Annotated in this window: 15 protein-coding genes and 1 riboswitch; of the genes, 2 read left to right on the top strand and 13 right to left on the bottom strand. The window is 62.1% G+C overall.

Annotation, left to right across the window (positions count from 1 at the left end):
* Nucleotides 1–27: 27 nt before the first annotated feature.
* The 7 genes from ACMUVN_RS16840 to epmA form a co-directional block, all read right to left on the bottom strand.
* On the bottom strand, nt 28–2,502 hold the full coding sequence (locus tag ACMUVN_RS16840) for a glycoside hydrolase family 2 protein (RefSeq protein WP_414815304.1): 2,475 nt from the start codon (nt 2,500–2,502) through the stop codon (nt 28–30).
* Nucleotides 2,503–2,518: 16 nt separating this feature from the next.
* The gene (locus ACMUVN_RS16835) at nt 2,519–3,481 is read right to left on the bottom strand and encodes a DUF1839 family protein (RefSeq protein WP_063473910.1); all 963 of its coding nucleotides are present in this window, start codon (nt 3,479–3,481) and stop codon (nt 2,519–2,521) included.
* A gap of 8 nt (nt 3,482–3,489) precedes the next feature.
* Nucleotides 3,490–4,398 (bottom strand): amino acid--[acyl-carrier-protein] ligase, encoded by a 909-nt coding sequence (locus tag ACMUVN_RS16830; RefSeq protein ID WP_047615705.1) that lies wholly within the window; start codon nt 4,396–4,398, stop codon nt 3,490–3,492.
* Nucleotides 4,399–4,403: 5 nt separating this feature from the next.
* On the bottom strand, nt 4,404–5,585 hold the full coding sequence (locus ACMUVN_RS16825) for an acyl-CoA dehydrogenase family protein (protein WP_047615710.1): 1,182 nt from the start codon (nt 5,583–5,585) through the stop codon (nt 4,404–4,406).
* Nucleotides 5,585–5,836 carry an acyl carrier protein gene (locus ACMUVN_RS16820; protein WP_028757744.1) on the bottom strand — a complete coding sequence of 84 codons (252 nt, stop codon included), beginning with the start codon at nt 5,834–5,836 and terminating at the stop codon, nt 5,585–5,587. Before ACMUVN_RS16820 ends, ACMUVN_RS16825 begins: the two co-directional genes overlap by 1 nt.
* Before the next feature lie 265 nt (nt 5,837–6,101).
* On the bottom strand, nt 6,102–7,154 hold the full coding sequence (locus tag ACMUVN_RS16815; protein WP_414815303.1) for a lysine-2,3-aminomutase-like protein: 1,053 nt from the start codon (nt 7,152–7,154) through the stop codon (nt 6,102–6,104).
* Complete coding sequence (gene epmA, locus ACMUVN_RS16810; protein WP_097543561.1) at nt 7,151–8,212, bottom strand: EF-P lysine aminoacylase EpmA; 1,062 nt, start codon at nt 8,210–8,212, stop codon at nt 7,151–7,153. The genes ACMUVN_RS16815 and epmA overlap by 4 nt, the downstream gene beginning before the upstream one ends.
* A gap of 147 nt (nt 8,213–8,359) precedes the next feature.
* On the opposite strand from epmA, the gene efp reads away from it, so the two are divergent.
* Complete coding sequence (efp, locus tag ACMUVN_RS16805) at nt 8,360–8,929, top strand: elongation factor P (protein ID WP_028758989.1); 570 nt, start codon at nt 8,360–8,362, stop codon at nt 8,927–8,929.
* A 109-nt stretch (nt 8,930–9,038) separates the two neighbouring features.
* On the opposite strand, the gene ACMUVN_RS16800 is transcribed toward efp, so the two are convergent.
* The 6 genes from ACMUVN_RS16800 to metA form a co-directional block, all read right to left on the bottom strand.
* Nucleotides 9,039–9,767 carry an SIS domain-containing protein gene (locus ACMUVN_RS16800; RefSeq protein ID WP_168333628.1) on the bottom strand — a complete coding sequence of 243 codons (729 nt, stop codon included), beginning with the start codon at nt 9,765–9,767 and terminating at the stop codon, nt 9,039–9,041.
* A gap of 17 nt (nt 9,768–9,784) precedes the next feature.
* Nucleotides 9,785–10,936, bottom strand: a complete 1,152-nt coding sequence (gene nagA, locus ACMUVN_RS16795; RefSeq protein WP_183905937.1) for an N-acetylglucosamine-6-phosphate deacetylase — start codon at nt 10,934–10,936, stop codon at nt 9,785–9,787.
* Nucleotides 10,936–11,967: an SIS domain-containing protein gene (locus tag ACMUVN_RS16790; RefSeq protein ID WP_063473839.1), complete on the bottom strand. Its 1,032-nt coding sequence runs from the start codon at nt 11,965–11,967 to the stop codon at nt 10,936–10,938. The genes nagA and ACMUVN_RS16790 overlap by 1 nt, the downstream gene beginning before the upstream one ends.
* Nucleotides 11,964–12,737, bottom strand: a complete 774-nt coding sequence (locus ACMUVN_RS16785) for a GntR family transcriptional regulator (RefSeq protein ID WP_047615728.1) — start codon at nt 12,735–12,737, stop codon at nt 11,964–11,966. The genes ACMUVN_RS16790 and ACMUVN_RS16785 overlap by 4 nt, the downstream gene beginning before the upstream one ends.
* A 130-nt stretch (nt 12,738–12,867) precedes the next feature.
* Nucleotides 12,868–13,890: an aldose epimerase family protein gene (locus ACMUVN_RS16780; RefSeq protein ID WP_414815302.1), complete on the bottom strand. Its 1,023-nt coding sequence runs from the start codon at nt 13,888–13,890 to the stop codon at nt 12,868–12,870.
* Between the two features lie 226 nt (nt 13,891–14,116).
* Complete coding sequence (gene metA, locus ACMUVN_RS16775; RefSeq protein ID WP_028759058.1) at nt 14,117–15,040, bottom strand: homoserine O-acetyltransferase MetA; 924 nt, start codon at nt 15,038–15,040, stop codon at nt 14,117–14,119.
* Nucleotides 15,041–15,088: 48 nt separating this feature from the next.
* Nucleotides 15,089–15,166, bottom strand: a riboswitch (SAM riboswitch).
* A gap of 114 nt (nt 15,167–15,280) precedes the next feature.
* Between metA and ACMUVN_RS16770 the strand changes: the two genes are divergently transcribed.
* A complete protein-coding gene (locus ACMUVN_RS16770; protein ID WP_174824485.1) occupies nt 15,281–17,170 on the top strand; it encodes an ABC transporter ATP-binding protein/permease in 1,890 nt (629 codons plus the stop codon).
* Nucleotides 17,171–17,183 lie beyond the last annotated feature (13 nt).

Genomic DNA, 17,183 nt, shown 5'->3' with positions numbered 1-17,183 from the left:
CGGACGGCAGCATGCTCTATCTCTTTTCTAGAAGGCGACACGATGCGAACTGCCTAGACTTCTGATCTCACCCGTAGGCGGAACATCGCTTTCCGCGCTCAGGAGCGCATGCAGCTTCACGCGCCGCGCCACGCCGGGAGCGAGATGGAACCAGTCGTCGTCGGCCCGATAGCCTTCGACGTCGATATGCACCGATTGCGCCAGCCGGTCGGTCCTCAGATCGACGAACCAGTCGTCGCCATCTCTGCCGAGTGACGCTTCGATCCCTGCGTCATGGAGCGCCTTCCCCCGGCCGCACGGGAAGTGGAAGCTTTCGGCGAGAATGGCGCCATCTGCCAGCGAGCGCAGACGCGCCACGCTTGCGTCGTGCGATGGTGGTCCAAAACGGAAGGCATAGGTCGTATCGAAGAAGGCGCCGAACAGCGTTGTGCAGGCAAAACGCTCCGTGCTCCTTGCCGCCAGCTTGAAGGCCATGCTGCCGCTGACGACCTGTTGCTTGCCGTCCCGCAGGCAGACGACCTCGAGCTCCACGTCGAGCGCGGCGTCCGCCTCGTTGACGACATGCACGTCGAGACCGTTGGTTCCCTCGTCGGTGAAGACCACTTGCACCGGCCGGAAGGCACGGCGCATCGCATACCAGACGGGCTTCGGCTCTCCGGTGGAATCGATCACCCCCCAGCCGGGACCGGGCAACAGGTCTTGCAGCGTCCAGACGAGCGCGCCGTTGCAGCCGGAGCCCTTGCGCCGCCATTCGGCAAAAGCCTCCTCGATCACCTCGCCGGTGACGGCGCGGGAGAGATCGAGATAACGTTCCGGATCCTCACGGCGCAATTGGGCCGGATCGAAACCGTAGAGAAGGTGCAGATAGAAGTCGCGAACATCCTCGAAATCCCACGATGCGCTGCGGTCGCGCGGCACGCGGGCCTTCCAGAGCGGGCTGTGGACGGCGGGCACGTCGAGATGACGCTGCAGCGTCCTTTGCTGCGGCACATGCGCGAAGGCGAGGCTTTCGGAGGCAAAACGCACATCGGCGCGGCGCGCATCGGCGATCGGCCGCATATAGGCGCCGACGCCGTAATAATGTGCAATTCCGGCATTGGGCGAAAAAGGCATGGCCCCGCCATAGGGCGAATTCGGGACATAGGGCACGTCGGGACGCATGCGCGCGACGACCGCCGGGATGATCTCGTCGGTGACCGGCCCGCTCCAGAATTCCGCCGGCAGGCCGAGCATCGCCGCCTGCTGGTGGATTTCACTGCCGCCGCAAAGCACAGCGAGGGAGGGCGACGCCTGAACACCGTGCAGAAATTCCTCGACCTCCGCATGCACATGGCCAAGAAAGGCCTTGTCGTTGCGCGGATAATCGAAATTGGCGAACATGAAATCCTGCCAGACGAGCAGGCCGAGTTCATCGCAGAGCGCGAAGAAATCCGGCGTCTCATAGGCCATGGTGCCGCCGATGCGGATCATGTTCATCCCGGCCTCCGCGGCAAGCCGCAGGAAGGGTTCGTAATCCGCCCGGCCGCCCGGCAATCGCACGATATCGGCCGTCGTCCACACCGCGCCGCGGCAGAAGATGCGTTCGCCGTTGACGGTGAGCGCGAAGTCGTCGCCATCGCCACCGCGGTCGACATCGATCCGGCGGAAGCCGGTCGTGCCGAGCGGATATTCGACGCCGTCGGAAACCAGTGTCAGCTCGTAGAGACGCGGAGCGCCGTGGGTGTGCGGCCACCATGGCTCGATGTCGGGAAGCTTGAGAATAGCCGAGTAATGACTGTCGCCGACCTTCTCGAAAGGCTGCTCCATTCCGCCGCAGCGCAGCAGCATGGTGGGATTCTCGGCATTGCTATGCAGCGATACGCTGAGACGGCCGGCGCCGCTCTCCTCCAACAGGGCGCGGATGGAGACGTTGTCGATCGAAATGGGATTGCGCCGCACCATGGAAATCGGTCGCCACGGCCCGATAGCATGAATATCGGGGCACCAGCCCGGCATATGGCCGAGCAGCGTCGCGCGAAAATTCCTCAGGCCCGCCGGCGTGATCATCTGCGGCCGCCAGCGCGCGCGCGGGCCGGGCTCCGACAGACGGGGGCCGAGCGCCCGGAAGCAGAGCGCCAGTTCGTCGCCGCCCGACAGCGTCACCGGAATCTCGTGCGCCGTGAACATGCTCTCGGAAAACAGGATTTCCTGGCCGTTCAGGAAGACATGGCAGAGCGTCGCGAGCCCTTGGAAATGCAGGATCGCTTCGCCGGGCTCGGCATCGAAAAGCCGGCAGAGATACCAGGCATCCCGCGTGTTCAGCGGCTCGGGATTTTCACGGTCGAAGAGCCCAGCCTTTTCGAGCGCCGCGGCGACAGTGCCGGGAACGGGCGCGGGAATGAACTGGGCGGAAAGGTGAATGTCGTGCGGCACGGCGCAGGCGCCCGGCTCCGTCAGGATCAGGTTCCAGCCTTCGGAAAGCAGGCTTTCCTCGGCACCGATGCTTGCCAAACGCCCCCGCATGGTCAGATCTCCGGCTTCAGATTCGCCCCGCAAGCGACGCCATCATGGAATCCCATGCATCGGCGGCCGGATCAAGTGCTGCCTGCAACGGCTCGAACTTCCTGCGGGTGACGGCGCGGGCAAGCTGGAACTGCACCGATTTCGCCACCTCGGAAATGCGCCTGGCATGCTCGGCGGCAGCCGCGAATTCACCGGCGGAAAGCCAGGTGAGGTAATCGGCCGCCAGCTCGAAATTGGCGCCTACCTGGCGAAGCGTGTTGAAGGCGTATTTGTGGAAGAAGCCGAACGGCCGTTCCGCTACCGCTTCGACCTGCTGCGGAAAGACGCTTGCAAAGGCGCGGATCGGGTTTTCGCGGGGACGCCTGATGAAATGAAAGCCGGCAAGCTGCCGCGCGGTCTTCCGCAGATGCGTTTCATCAGCCGGCTTTTCCGGAAACCGCGCAAATTCCGTATAGGGCAGGAACGGCGGATCGTTCTCCGTCAGATGCAGCTGGAACAGCCCGTCGAAATCCTCGCCTTCCAGGCGGAAATAACCGGCATTGTGAAAATAATCGACGCGCTTGGCCGCAACATCCAGCCGGTTGATCGCCACCGTCGTCTTGCCGTGCTCCTGCCGGTAGGCGGTGCCGCGCGTGTCCGGCATGTAGAAGGAATCCATCTCGATCAGGCAGAGACGGGCACGGGCGATCTGAACCTCGACATGGCGTTCGACACGGTCGTAGATGGCAAGCTCGGTGGCGCGAATACCGTAGAGCGCTTCGAGATCCTCGAGCGGCACCTTGAAGAAGGTGAACTGGTCGCCCTCGAAATCCTGCGTCAGGGTAAAACCCAGCATCGCCTCGGGCGCGACACCGGATGATGCCAGCACCTCGATCCAGAGATCGACATAGCAATTGGTTTCCGGCCAGGCGCGCTCACTGGAATGCAGCGCATGCGCCCGGTAGGTTTCCGGGTCGATTCCCGAAAATACCGATGTCATGGATGTGCTCAGCCCCACAGCGCTTTCCGTACGCTGGCCGGCCATTGCTTCACATCGAGCCCGTGATGGTGGAAGAGGGCAAGCGCGATGCGCTCCAGCCCGAAGCCGACGCAGGCGGTGTGCGCGACGCTGCCGTCTTCGAGATTGAGACCCCATTTCGTGCCGAAGGCATCCTGATGGTAGTTGAAGCTCATGCAGGCGGTCGGATTGGCAGCCGAGGTGATCGGGATCAGCAGCTCGAATTTCAGGTTCTGGTCGCGCTGATTGTTGGCGAGCATCTTGCCGGCGCGGCCGAAGAACGGATCGTTGGCGACGTCGATCGTCACGTCGAGACCGACGGCCTTCATCATCTCGACGCCGCGATCCATCCAGCGCTGGCGGAAATCGGTGACGTGCTGTTCAGTGCCCATGCAGATATATTCGCGCATGCGGAACAGCTGCTGGCGGGCAGGATCCTTCGACGGCTCATGGCGGAAGCAATAGGATTGCAGGTCGAAGAGGCCGCCCGTCTTTGGCAGATTGCCGCGCTTGGCGATCGTCGGATAGAGCGGATAGCAGGCAGCCGGCGTCAGCACGATGTCGGTCGCCTCCTGCCCCTTGGTCCAGTCCTCGCCGACTTCCATGCATTGCAGCAGGCTGACATGATCGAGTTCGCTGCCGCAGAAACTGTGCACCGTGCCAGCCAGTTGCGGGAAGCTCTTCATGTAACCGCTCTTTTCGAAAAAGGCGCGGTTCATGCCCGGCGGGAAGCGCATCGCCTCCGCGCCGTCGGCGCCGCCGAACCTGTCGATCAGCCGCTCGAAGGCAGCGATCACGTCTTCGAACTGGCCGCTGCGGCCATAGAGCCCGTCGATGCCGGTATCGATCAGCAGGCCGGATTCGAAAAGCCGGTCCAGAAACGAGGTCTGCATATCCATGACTGTCACCCCAGTAGGCTAGTGTCCTGCTTATGGACAAGAAGCATGCTCGACGTATTGCCGAGGATGCGGTCGTTCGAGATCATCAGCTGTGCGGAATGCGCGTCGCGCAGATGGCGTCCGAGGCTGAACGGCGTGCCGTTCTTGTAGCCCATGATGCCGCAGATCAGCATGGCATGGTTGACGATCTCCAGGATCGTCTCGGACGAGGCGATCTTGACGTTGTTCATCGCCACCGCAAAGCCCATCGAGGACAGCCTGTCGACATCGGCCTTGGCATCCTCGTAGGCCTTGAGGCCGGCAACCACATTGGATTTCACCATCTGCAGCAGGTTCGAAACCTCGGCGAGGCGCAACGCGCCCGGCGGCTGGGCATCCGGCGCCTTGCGGGCGGCGGCGCGCACGAAGGCCTGGGCACGTGCGACGGCATCGACTGCGATGCCGTACCAGACGCCACTCCACAACAGGTGCGAGGAGGCGAGCATGGATTGCGCCGCGATCTCGGCGAAAGGCTTCGGCAGGATCTGATGCGCCGGCGCCTCGCCCTTGAACAGGAAGCCGTCGGAGCAGGTGCCGCGCATGCCCAGCGTATTCCAGACATGGGTCTTCTCGAGCGTGTACTGATCCTTGAGGAAGGCCGTCAGCACCTGATCGGAGGAAGCCGCCTGCGCGTGGGCACGCGACGTGATGAGGATCGCGTCGGCATGCGAGCCGTAGGAAATGACGGTCGCATCCTTTTCGAGGCGGCAAGTATCGCCATCGACCTCGACCGCGCAGATGCTGTTGCGCAGGTTTCCGCCGATGCCGCCTTCGGTGGTGGCGGAAGCAATCAGCAGCTGCTCTGCGGCGATGCGGCGCATGAAGCTGCGATGCCATTCGCTGTCGGCGCCGTGTTCAACGAGGCTCGACAGCTTGATGTGATGCATGGCGAAGACCATCGCGCTTGCCGCGCAGGCCTGGCCGAGCATCGAGCACAATTCGGCGATCTCGGTGATCGAGGCGGATTCACCGCCGAGATGGCGCGGCACCTGGATGCCGAGCAGCCTTTCGGCCTTCATCGCCTCCACGGCTTCGCGGGGAAAGCGGCCTTCGACATCGACGGCATCGGCGTGCTTTGCCGCGATTTCGGCGACGCGGGCCACTCTTGCGACAAGACCGTCCTGCATGATCTTGACGGGGAAATTCATCAGGCGACCTTCCGGCTGTCCCGGATGAGATCGACGGTCCTGGCGATGGCCGAGATGCTCGCGAAGGATTTGCGGTTCAGGAGATTGTCGGGAAATTCGATGTCGAAGGCCTCTTCGATGCCAAGCATCAGCTGCACGGAAGCAAAGGACGTCAAACCTGCCGCATAAAGATCGGCATCGTCGCCAACCTGGTCGATCGACACAGGAAGCTTGCCGAATTTGGCTACGAGGTCGCGGATTGTCGTATTCATCCCATCACTCCAAGATTCTCATGATCCCGAACCGGCGTTCATCGCCTTGTCATGAGCGTTCTTTTAGTGCGGAAAACAGAACATTCCGCTAATTTGTTGGGTTAAATATGACTAAGGCTCACAGTTAGGATTTTAGCGATCATTCCGGCATTGTCGCAAACAACGATTTTCTATCAACGACTTAGGACAATCTTGCCGCTGCGACACACAATAGCTTCTGGCGTGACGAGTACAGAAATGACACGCAAACGCGCCGCTTTTTGTCTCAATCGGCCGGCGGATAGGAATGCTCGCCGCCGCGATAATCGGTGATGGAATAACATCCGTCGCCTGTCGCCCGGATAGCGCTCCCACTGATGACGGCCTTGCCGTGACCGCCTGGAATATCGAGAATGTAAGTCGGCTGGCAGAGACCGGAAATCCGCCCGCGCAACGCCGCGACGATCTCCTGCCCCTCCTCGATCGTCACTCTGAAATGACCGGTGCCGGGCGCCAGATCCGGATGATGCAGGTAATAGGGTTTGACGCGGATTTCGACGAAGGCCTTCATCAGCCCCGCAAGCACGTCGGGATCGTCGTTGACGCCCTTGAGCAGCACCGACTGGCTGAGCATGGCGATGCCGGCATCGACAAGGCGGGCGCAGGCTGCGCGCGCTTCCATCGTCAGTTCCCTGACATGGTTGGCGTGCAGCGCCACATAGACCGTCTTGCCGCTTGCTTTCAGCGCGGCGACCAGCGCCGCATCGATCCTCTCCGGATCGACGACCGGAACACGCGTGTGGAAACGCACGATCTTCACATGGGCGATCCCGGCAAGCGTCTCCATGATGTCGTGGAGACGGCGCGGAGAAAGCACCAGCGGATCGCCGCCGGTGAGGATGACCTCCCAGATCTCCTCATGACCCCGGATATAGTCGAAAGCGGCCTGCATCGCCGCGGCATCGAGCGTGCCGAGGCCCTGCGGTCCGACCATTTCGCGCCGGAAGCAAAAACGGCAATAGACCGGGCAGACATGCACGGCCTTCAGCAACACACGATCGGGATAGCGGTGAACGATGCCTTCGACGGGGCTGTGGGCATGATCGCCGATCGGATCGGCGCGTTCCTCGCTGGCGATCGTGAGTTCGGCGATATCGGGCACGAACTGCCGGGCGATCGGATCATCGGGATCGGTGCGGTCGATGAGCTTGCTGATCACCGGCGTCAGCGCGATCGCATAGCGCGCGGCAACCTCTTCGAGCGTTGCGCGATCGGCAGACGCGGCGAGCCCTGCCTTCACAAGATCGTCGACGCTCTTGATCGGTTTGACGACATTCATCTTCCATACTCCGCAACCGGCGCCCAGAGCACCTGGTCGATGCGCGATGCTCCCGTTGCCAGCATCACCAGCCGGTCGAAACCGAGCGCGATGCCGCTTGCCTCAGGCATCAACGCCAGCGCGGCGAGGAAATCCTCGTCGATCGGATAGGTCTCGCCGTAGACCCGCGCCTTCTCGGCCATCTCGATCTCGAACCGTCGCCGCTGTTCGGCAGCGTTGGTGAGCTCGCCGAAGCCGTTCGCAAGCTCGACGCCGCAGGCATAGAGCTCGAAACGCTCGGCGACCCTGGGGTCGCGTGCCGAGGGACGCGCAAGTGCCGCCTCCGAGACCGGATATTCGTCGAGGATGGTGATGCGGCCGAAGCCGAGACGTGGTTCGATCTTTTCGACCAGCACCCGGCTGAAGAGATCGGCCCAGCCGTCGTCATCGGCAACCCGCATGCCGACGCGCCTGAGTTCGGCTGCCAGATGGTTGCGATCGGTCGAACCATCGGTGGCGACCGAGGCAAGAAGATCGATGCCGGCATGCCGCTCGAAGGCTTCGGCAACGCTGACCCGCTCCGGCCCGGCAAAGGGATCGCTCTCGCCGCCGCGATAGGCAAGCGTCCCAGTCTTTACCGTTTCTGCCGCCAGCGCCAGGATCCGCACGCAATCCATCATCAAGCTCTCATAGCTTTCGCCGGCCCGATACCATTCGAGCATGGTGAATTCGGGATGATGCAGCGGCCCGCGCTCGCGATTGCGATAGACATGGGCAAAACATGAGATCCGTTCCTCGCCCGCCGCAAGCAGCTTCTTGCAGGCGAATTCCGGCGAGGTGTGCAGGTAAAATGGCGCCCTTTGCCCGTCCGTCGTCAGCGCTTCCGTCGCGAAGGCATGCAGATGCGCCTCATTGCCGGGAGAGACCTGCAGCACCGCCGTATCCACCTCGATGAAATCCTCGCGCGCGAAAAACCCGCGCAACGCCGCCTGGATCGCATTGCGCCCGATCAGGAACGGACGGCGATCGGCATGTACGGACGAGGTCCACCAGGGGGACGCTTTGGCCGAAGAGTTCATTCCAAGCTTTCTTCGCCGGAGAAGCCGGTATGGGGTGGCTATTTCCCGGATTTTAGGTTAGTTGCGCCCCCAAAGAAAAACATTTGCGTCTTCGGGGCGTCTCGACAGTCCTCTACGACGCCGAAAGCCGAGTTACAAGGAAGTCTTATGGTCAAGGTCATCGCCTCTTCGGTCCGCAAGGGCAACGTTCTCGACGTCGACGGCAAGCTCTACGTCGTCCTCACCGCCCAGAACTTTCATCCGGGCAAAGGCACGCCGGTCACCCAGGTCGACATGCGCCGCATCGTCGACGGCGTGAAGGTTTCCGAGCGTTGGCGCACCACCGAACAGGTCGAGCGCGCCTTCGTCGAAGACGTGAACCATCAGTTCCTCTACGAGGACGGCGAAGGCTTTCACTTCATGAACCCTGGAAACTACGATCAGGTCGTCGTCGATGTCGAGACGATGGGTGACGACAAGGCTTATCTGCAGGAAGGCATGACCTGCGTTCTCTCAATGCATGAAGGCATTGCGCTGGCGATCCAGATGCCGCGTCACGTCACGCTCGAAATCACCGAGACGGAACCGGTCGTCAAGGGCCAGACGGCGTCGTCTTCCTACAAGCCGGCCATGCTGTCGAACGGCGTGCGCACCATGGTGCCGCCGCACATCAATGCCGGCACCCGCGTCGTCATCGCCACGGAAGACAATTCCTACGTCGAACGCGCCAAGGATTGATCCTGAGTTACAACTCTTGAAGAGGCCGGCTTATGCCGGCCTTTTTGTATCCGCCTTCTTTGCAGCATGATGTTGTCCGAAAACCGCTCACACTTTTCGGCATCATGCTCTAGAGATGCGGGTTGCGCGGCCGGTATTTCTTGACGAGCTTCTGGTTGATCTCGGCCGCACCCGGCATGTTGGCGCTGAGATAAATTGGCGCATCGCCGGATTTCGAAAGCTGCGAGGCGACTTCGGCGAAGACCGCATTGATCACCGTTACCCCGACCGCCGTCGAGACTGGCCCAACTCGAAGCCCCGTGCCTTCGAGATCGACAACGGCATCACCCGGTGGCAGCCCGTTGTCGAGCACCACATCGGCCACGTCGGCGAGCCGCCGGCGACCATTGGCGATCGCTGAGGAATAGGCGATCGACGTGATGGCAATCACCTTTGCGCCGATTTCGCGCGCATAGTCGGCCGCCTCGATCGGCGCGGCGTTCACGCCCGAATTGGAAGCGATGATGATGACATCGCCCGGCTGCATGCCGTAGCGCTCCAGCATCGGCCGCACCAGGCCCTGCGTGCGCTCATAGACCGAACTGATGACCGCACCCTCATGCAGCATGGCCGAGCCGACGAGCACCGGCACGGTGAAGGCGAGCCCGCCGGCACGATAGTGCACCTCTTCCGCCAGCATATGCGAATGGCCGGTGCCGAAGACATAGACGCGCTTGTCGCCGTGGGCAGCATCGAGGATGACGGCCGCGGCCTGCGCCATCGGCTCGGCAAGCGCCTGCTTCAGCTCTTCCAGCCGGCCGATGAGGTTAGTGAAATAGGCATCGGTAATGTCGGTCATCCCACGTCTCCTTGATGTCAGGCCGCTTCGCTGCCGAGCCAGGTGGCGGTGACGGCAAGCGCATCGGTGAGATGCACGAGATCGGCACGCATGCCCGGCGAGAGATGACCGCGATCAGCAAGCCTGAGGAAGCGGGCGGGATAAAGGGTCGCCATGCGCAGGGCCTCGGCGAGCGTCAGGTCGAGATAGGTGACGCCGTACCGGATCGTCGAGATCATATCGACGTCGGAACCGGCGAGCGTGCCGTCGGAAAGCACCAGCTTCGAGCAGAAGCCACCCCTTTCTCGCCGGACGGTGCGCCCGTTCAGCGTGAACGAGTCTTTCTCCGAGCCGACGAGCGACATCGCGTCGGTGACGAAGAACAGCTTGCCTTCGCCGCGCTTGGCGCGCAGGGCCGTGCGCAAGGCCTTCGGATCGACGTGATGGCCATCGGCGATGATGCCGCACCAGGTCGAGGGATGGTCGATTGCCGCGCCGACGAGGCCGGGTGTGCGGTGTCCCAGCTGGCTCATGGCGTTGAAGAGATGCGTGACGCCGCGTGCGCCGGCATCGAAGCGTTCTTCCGCCGCCTCGCTCGAACAATCGGAATGCCCGATGCTGACCGTGACGCCGGCTTCCGCAAGCTCGCGCACCTGGGCAACCGTCACCTGCTCGGCCGCCATGGTGACGAGCAACGTGCCGATCTCCTCGCGTGCTCGGATGAAGGTCTTGACGTCACGTTCCTCCACCGGCCGCATCAGCTCGGCCAGATGCGCGCCTTTTCTCGCCGGCGCCAGATGCGGGCCTTCGAGATGCAGGCCAGCGACGCCGCGGCTCGCCTTGACCGCCTCCTTGGCCGCCTCGATCGCGGCAATGGAGGCTTCCGATGTATCGGTGATCAGCGTCGGCAACAGCGACGTCGTGCCATAGGGCCGGTGTCCTCCGGCGATGATATCCATCGAAGCGGCGGAAGGCTCGTCGTTCAGCATTCGCCCGCCGCCGCCATTGACCTGCGCATCGATGAAACCGGCCGACAGAACCCCGCCCGCAAGTGTCACGACCTCGCCGTCCGGCAGATCGTTTCTTGCGACGATCGCTTCGACTCGGCCGCCGGCAGTGATGAGCGCCTTGTCGTCATGGAAGCGTTCGCCGTCGAAGATGCGGGCGCCAAGGAAGATCTTGCGGGCCATCAGACCGTCTCCGTCACCTTGAGCAGGTTTGCCGGTCTGTCGGGATCGAAGCCCTTGCGTCGCGTCACCGACTCGATCAGCCGGTAATAGACGAGCAGCGACACCAGCGGATCGACGAGGCCGCTGCCCGTGGTCGGCACGCGCAGATGGACGCCGGACAGCGGCTGCGCCGAGAAGCCGACGGTGGTGGCGCCGAGCTTCTGCAGGCGCTCCAGTGCCTGGACGTTGTTGGCGAAGGCGGCATCGTCGGGCGTAAAGGCGACGATCGGAAAGCCCGGCTGCACCAGGCGCATCGGACCATGCATCAGTTCCGCCAGCGAGAAGGCCTCGGCATGCAAGCCGGAGGTCTCCTTAGCCTTCAGCGCCGCTTCGAGCGCGATCGCGAAAGCTGGGCCGCGGCCGGCCGTATAGAGCGAGGTTGCGTTGAAGAGCACCTCCTCGGCCGCCGCCGTGTCGATCCCGGCAGTTGCCGACAGCGCCTCCGGCAGCTTGTCGAGCGCAGTCTGCAGATCGGATGCGCCGCCGATCGCAGCCGTCACCCCGGAAAGGGCGGCGACCGAGGCAATGAAGGATTTCGTCGCCGCGACACTCTTTTCGGCACCGGCATTGAGGCCGAGAACGATATCGGCCTGTTTCGCAAGCGGGCTGTCGGTGACGTTGACGACGGCGATCGTCGTCGCTCCGCCCTTCTTCGCCGCATCCTGCAGCGCAACGATATCGGGGCTGGCGCCCGACTGCGAGACGGTGAAATGGACGCCGCCCTTCAGATGCAGCGCGGCACCATAGACGGAAGCGATTGACGGACCGACTGAGGCGACCGGAACGCCGCAGGTGATCTCGAAGAGATACTTGAAGAAGGTGGCGGCATGGTCGGAGGAGCCGCGCGCCGCCGTGGTCACCACGCTCGGGCGGGCGGACGAAAACAGCCGGGCGATCTCGGCAAAGACCGGCTTTTCCTTTTCGAGAAGCGTGGCCACCACCTCTGGCGACTGGCCGGCTTCCTGCAGCATCAGCGACTGGTTCTCACTCATAGGTCATCTCCAATTCTCAATTCGGCAACGAAATCATAGGCATCGCCGCGATAATGCGAGCGGGTGTATTCGACGACGCGCTGGTCTTCCAGGCGCGAGACACGTTCGATCAGAAGCGCCGGCGCGCCTGATTTGACGTTCAGGATCGCAGCAGAAGACGGGTCGAGCGTGACCGCAGTGAGCCGCTGCAGCGCGCGCACGGGCCTGTGGCCGCTGGCCGTCAGCGCATCGTAGAGCGATCCCTCGCCACCGGCATCGTGCCCAAGGAACTTGATCGGCACCACGGCGCGTTCAATCGCCAGCGGCAGGCCATCGGCAAGGCGCAACCGGTCGAGTCTCAGCACCGGCTCGTCGCCGCCGAGGCCGAGCAAGAAGGATTCCTCCGGCGACGGCGTATTGACCGCCCGCGACAATACCCGCGCAGCCGGCAGACGCCCGCGCGAGCGCATGTCGGCAGAGAAGGAGGAAAGCCGCCAGAGCGACTGCTCCATGCGTTCCACTTTGCTCGAGACGAAAGTACCGCTTCCGTGGCGCGATTCCAGCGCCCCTGAAGCCATCAGGTCGCGATAGGCGGTGCGCACGGTGACGCGTCCGAGCTTCAGTGCCTCGGCAAGGTCGCGCTCGCCCGGCAGCGCAGTGCCCGGCTTCAGCAATCCTTCCTGAATGAGACCGGTCAGCGTCTGCGCCAGCCGCTTGTAGAGCGGCCCGGTCAGCGCCTCGTCACGCAGGCCGCGGTTCTTCAGTTCCGCTATCAGACTGGTTCTATCCATGGGCGCATAATAGAACCTATCTAGAACCAATCGGCAAGACGGAATCGAGCATAGAAAGAAAAAACCCTCACCGGTGGACCGGCAAGGGTTTCATAGCAATCAAATTTGACAGCCGTGCGTGCGCAGAAACTCAGTTCTTGGTGAAGATATAATCCGTCTCCTGGCGAAGCACCTCGCCGGGACGCAGGACGGCATTCGGAAAACCTTGGTGATTGATGGCATCCGGCCAGACCTGCGTCTCCAGGCAGAACCCGGCGAATGGACCATATTTGCGCCCGCCGATGCCGAGCGCCTCGGTATTAAGCTTGAAGCCGGCATAGAACTGCACGCCCGGCTCAGTGCTGCGCACTTCCAGCGACACCCCGGAATAGAGGCTGCGGGCAAGCGCGACGCTCCGCTTGGCGGTGCGCTCGGCGGACAGGCAGAAATTATGATCGTACAACACTTGTTCGCTGCCGACGAAACGCTTCATCGGCGCCATCTCGCGGAAATCGAATTCCGTGCCGTCGACGGAACGGATCTCCCCGGTCGGCACCTGCTTCTCATCGGTCGGCAGATAGTGATCGGCGGCAATCATGATGTCGTGGCCAAGCGCATCTTCGCGACCGTCGAGATTGAAATAGGCGTGCTGGCAGACATTGGCGAGCGTCGGCTGGTCGCTGGTCGATTCGTAGGTGATCGACAGTTCGCCATTGCCATGCACCCGGAAAGTCGCCTGGATGGTGCAATTGCCGGGATAGCCCGCACGGCCATCGGGATCGACGATCTTCAGCACCACGCGGTCGACGTCACGCTCGACGATCGTCCAGTTGCGTTTGGCGATATTGTCGCTGCCGCCATGCAGATGCGTCACGCCATTTTCGTTCAGCTCGAGCTGATGGTCCTTTTCGTCAAGCGTGAATTTGCCGCCGCCGACACGGTTGGCGCAGCGGCCGGGGGTCGCGCCGAAGTAGGCCGAATAAAGGGGATAGCTGTCGAAATCGTCAAAGCCCAGCTGCAGCGGAGCGTCATGTCCCTCAAGGCGCAGATCCTGGATGACCGCACCCCAGGTCATAATCTTGGCCGTCAGCCCGCCGCCCTTGATCTCGACGCGATAGACGGTCTCGCCCGCCTTCGTCTGCCCGAAAACATCCCGCTTCAACTTATCCGACATCATCGACCGTCCATTCTATCCCGGCTGCCTATTCCTCATCGAAATCGATTTAGGAATTTCAGCGATTCAAACTGTTGCAGCGTCCTTGCACGGCTGACAAAGACGCGCGGGCGCTGTGGTGTTCCGGACCGGAACCTGCCCGCATTTGTTCCAAACCGCAACCGGGCGGAGTAGAAAGAAATGCTGCAGCAGCGATGCGGCATCGGCTCAAGGCGCGATGGTGCCCTCAGAGGTCCATGCCGATCTCTTCCACGTCATAGGGCGTCGTCTGGTAGATTTCGTTGATCCAGTTGCCGAACAGCAAATGCGCATGGCTGCGCCAGCGATTCTGCGGCGCAAGCGCCGGATCGTTATGCGGGAAGTAGTTGTGCGGCATCTTGATCGGCACGCCGGCATCGACGTCACGGAAATACTCGTCGGAGAGCGAGGTGGAATCATATTCGACATGGTTGAACATGTAGAGCCGCCGGCCCTTCTTCTCGTGCACGAGGCACACGCCCATCTCGGCTGATTCCATCAGGATCTCCAGATCTTCGGATTTCTCGATATCGGCGCGGCGCACTTCGGTCCAGCGCGACACCGGCACTTCGAAATTGTCGGAAAAGCCGTTGAGATAGATGGAGGAAGGCTTCAGGTTCCGGTGGCGATAAACCCCGAAGGCCTTCTCCTTCAACTCGTATTTCGGAACGCCGTGGAAATGATAGATCGCAGCCATCGCGCCCCAGCACACGTTCATCGTCGAATGGACATTCGTTTCCGTCCAGTCGAGGATCTGCTGCATTTCCGCCCAATAGGTGACGTCCTCATAGGGCAAAAGCTCGATCGGCGCCCCGGTGATGATGAAGCCGTCGAACTTGCGCTGCTTCACCTCTTCCCAGGTCTGGTAGAAGGAAAGCAGATGGTCTTCGGACGTGTTCTTCGCCTTGTGGCCGCCGATGCGGATCAACGACAGCTCCACCTGCAGCGGCGAGGCGCCGACGAGGCGGGCCATTTGCAGCTCGGTCTTGATCTTGTTCGGCATGAGGTTGAGCAGCCCGATCTGCAACGGACGGATATCCTGACGGATCGCCATCGTCTCGGTCATCACCCGCACACCTTCCTGAACCAGGGTTTCGAAGGCGGGCAACGTATCGGGGATCTTGATGGGCATTGCGGTCACTCGATCAAAAACAAAAAACCGGCGGCGAAAAAAATCGCTACCGGTCCGCACGCGGCCCTTTAGCGACTTTTTTAACGTGGCTGCAAGCCGGCCGGCCAAATCACCACGGAGCACTTTAATTAGCCCCAGTCGGACCGCGAATCAATGGCGAAAGCATGCAGGCACGGCCCATGCAAGCATCATCACACTTTAATGACTGATAGAATCTGTTGATAGACCGGTAACGCCACCATGTTAATAATGGGGGCATGGGCGGTGTGGAAAAGTGTAATGGCAGATAAGATCGAGAGGAGGCCGGGAATCCGGAGGCAGGATAGGGTAGGGTATGATCTCAGCCTGACATATCGCCTCGGGGTGATGTTCTCAGCATTCTGGAATTCGGAAGTGCGTGGCAAGGTGCTGTTTCTGGCGACCGTGCTGATTCTCGTCATCTTGGCGACGTCCTACGGCCAGGTCATACTCAATGAATGGAATGCTCCGTTCTACGACTCGCTGGAGCGCCGCGACCTCGGCGAATTCTTCCACCAGCTTGAAATCTTCGCGATGATCGCCGGCACGCTGCTGCTGCTCAACGTGCTGCAGGCGTGGCTGAACCAGATGACCGCGCTCTATATGCGCGAAGGTCTGTCGCGTGATCTCGTCGACCAGTGGTTGAAGCGCAAGCGGGCGCTACGGCTTGCTTCCAGTGGCCTGATCGGCGTCAATCCGGACCAGCGCCTGCACGAGGATTCCCGCAATCTCGCCGAAAGCACGACAGGGCTCGTTCTCGGCCTGCTGCAGTCGACCATTCTTCTGGTGAGCTTCATCGGCGTGCTCTGGGAGCTTTCGAGCGGATTCATCTTCCGCATCAGCGGCCATAGCTTCTCCATTCCGGGCTACATGGTCTGGGCGGCGATCTTCTATGCCGCTTCCGCCTCGGTGCTGAGCCAGGTCGTCGGCCGCAAGCTGGTGAAGCTCAATGCCGACCGGTTCTCGAAGGAAGCCGAGCTTCGCTTCACGCTGATGCATGCCAATGAGAACATGCCGGCGATCACCGTCGCCCGCGGCGAGGAAAACGAGCGTCGGCGCATCAACACCGATATCAGCTCGGTACTGAGGGTCGTCAAGCGGCTCGCCATGGCCAATACCAACCTCACCTGGGTTTCGGCCGGCTACGGCTGGCTGGTGATCGTCATCCCGATCATCGTCGCCGCCCCCGCCTATTTCTCCGGCGGCCTCACCCTTGGCCAGCTGATGATGTCCGTCGGCGCCTTCAATCAGGTCAACACGGCATTGCGCTGGTACGTCGCCAATTTCGGCCCGATCGCCGAATGGCGCGCCACGCTGATGCGCGTCACCGATTTCCGTCAGGCGCTGCTCGACATGGACGAGGACTTCGACCTGAAGGACAGCATCGCCTATGAAAGCACCGCGCCCGATACGCTGACACTGAAGGATGTGGTGATCGTCGCCAAGATCGGCGAAGACATCGACGAATGCGGCGGTTTCCGCCTGCGTGAAACCAATGTCGTGATCAAGGCCGGCGAAAAAGTCATGATCAACGGCGATCACAGCGTCAATCGTAAGCTGCTGTTCCAGGCGATGGCCGGCCTCTGGCCGTGCGGCAGCGGCACGATGGGGCTGCCGCCGGTCGACGACATGCTGTTCGTGCCGCAGATCGCCTATGTTCCCGGCGGCACACTGCGCGAGGCGCTGGCCTTTCCCGAAAGTCCTGATGCCTACGAGAAAGCCGCCGTCGAGGCTGCCCTCGAGAAGGCCGGCCTGCATTCGCTGATCGCCAGGCTCGATACCCGCGCCCGCTGGGACAAGCTGCTCGACAGCGACGAGCAGAAGGCGATCGGCTTCGCCCGCCTGCTGCTCGTACGCCCGCGCTGGATCATTTTCGACGAGGTGCTGGAAGGCATGGAGCCGGAATGGCAGGAAACCATGGCCAAACTGCTCACCACCCTGCCCGAAAGCGGCATGATCTATATCGGCCGTTCCGAAGCCTATCTCGAGGTGCTGAAGCCGCGCGTGCTGCATCTGCAGGCGCTGCCGTCAAGATCCGAGGAACCGCCTGTCGCCCAGACCGGCGCCAGCGCCAGTGCAGGCGCTGCCGCCGTGCCCGCGCCGGCGCTTTGATGCGTGCCGCCCC

It is taken from the genome of Rhizobium sp. IY2 (assembly GCF_047532935.1).
Taxonomy (GTDB): Bacteria; Pseudomonadota; Alphaproteobacteria; order Rhizobiales; family Rhizobiaceae; genus Rhizobium; species Rhizobium anhuiense.
Note: the sequence above shows the minus strand (reverse complement) of the source record. Positions and strands in the feature narration are given on the sequence as shown.